Genomic DNA, 1,349 nt, shown 5'->3' on the forward strand with positions numbered 1-1,349 from the left:
AATATATCTGGGAATAGGATTTTCTGTTTTGTCAATATGTTTCGCTTGCGAAGATATATTGGAGGTGCCGGATATTACGGACCAGACCGTTCTCATATTGGCCCCGAAAGAGGGCAGCACTATTGATGTCAACGAAGTGGGTTTTAATTGGGAAGCTCTTGCTGATGCCACTTCTTACAGAATTCAGATTGCCACGCCAAATTTCGAGAACGCAGTTCAGTTTGTCATGGATAGTGTTGTTCCTGTGGACACTCTCGGAAACGTCACTACCCGAGTCAATGTAGCATTGACCAATGGAAACTACACTTGGCGTATAAAGGCATTGAACAGTGATTACGAAACATCATATTCCAGCAGTAGCTTCCAAGTTAATGGTGATGCAAATGCAGACTTGATCCCTCCCAATACGCCGCAATTGGTAACACCAGCCGATGGGTCTTCCCAAAACAATACTACGGTGAACTTTACGTGGACCCGCGAGGATGTGGCGGGAACATCGGAGAGGGACAGTATTTTTATTTATTCTGATGCGAATCTTCAGAATTTGACGATGAAGGCCATTGGGGCGAATAAAGGGTTCACCACAGATTTATCGGTTGGAACTTTTTACTGGTTGGTACGTGCCTATGATACGGCCGGTAATGAGAGTGAAAATAGTGACAATTATAGTTTTACCATCGAAGAATGAGCAAGAACGTTAAAACATACGTGCTGTTGGGAGTTGTCTTGCTGATTTGGGGCATTATTGGATTTAAATTGCTTGGCGCATTTTCTCCAGAAACTGAACCTAGCTCCAAGGTTAGAGTATCGGAATATAAACCTGCAAAAACGGTCGAAAGAGATACCTTCAGTCTAATTGCCGATTATCGGGACCCTTTTTTGGGCACTTTGCCGCAGGTCAAAAGTAAAGACCAAAGCCTGAAAAAGAAAAAGAAGCCCATAGTTCAATTTCCCCGCATCTTTTTTACGGGTTTGGTTTCAGGAGGACAGGCCAAAGAAAATATTTTTTTTGTGACCATTGACAATCGCCAATACCTAATGAGAAAAGGTGATATTAAGGAAGGAATCACCCTGGTCAAGGGTTCGCCAAATTCAATCAGAGTTCATTACCAAGGACTGCATAGGACAATACCGTTACAGAATGGTCGTCAATAAGAGGGTAAAAGCGGGGGCATTACAATTTGTACTTTTCATAGGTGCCTTGATAGCTATATTGTTGTCAACCTTTGTACTGTTGCACCATGTGCACCATAAATTTGACAAAAAAACGGAAAAGACCATTACGTTGGTCAAAAAAGCCGATTGGGGCATCCATCATGCCCTATCACAAAATTTTCCCTTGAATGATT

1 protein-coding gene and 2 pseudogenes are annotated in these 1,349 nt (G+C 42.4%); all 3 read left to right on the forward strand.

Annotated elements, in window-relative coordinates; genetic code table 11:
- Positions 1-688: pseudogene (locus tag GTQ34_RS17090) on the forward strand (hypothetical protein); the annotation flags it as partial.
- On the forward strand, positions 685-1,155 hold the full coding sequence (locus tag GTQ34_RS17095; RefSeq protein ID WP_166524922.1) for a hypothetical protein: 471 nt from the start codon (positions 685-687) through the stop codon (positions 1,153-1,155). The pseudogene GTQ34_RS17090 and the gene GTQ34_RS17095, both read left to right, overlap by 4 nt.
- Positions 1,142-1,349 (forward strand): annotated as a pseudogene (locus GTQ34_RS17100) (hypothetical protein); the annotation flags it as partial. The gene GTQ34_RS17095 and the pseudogene GTQ34_RS17100, both read left to right, overlap by 14 nt.

The organism is Flagellimonas ochracea (assembly GCF_009903685.1).
Taxonomy (GTDB): Bacteria; Bacteroidota; Bacteroidia; order Flavobacteriales; family Flavobacteriaceae; genus Flagellimonas; species Flagellimonas ochracea.

What these genes read in the sequence shown, in the direction of transcription:
- GTQ34_RS17095 (WP_166524922.1), top strand. Translation starts at nt 685, where the DNA reads ATGAGCAAGAACGTTAAAACATACGTGCTGTTGGGAGTTGTCTTGCTG.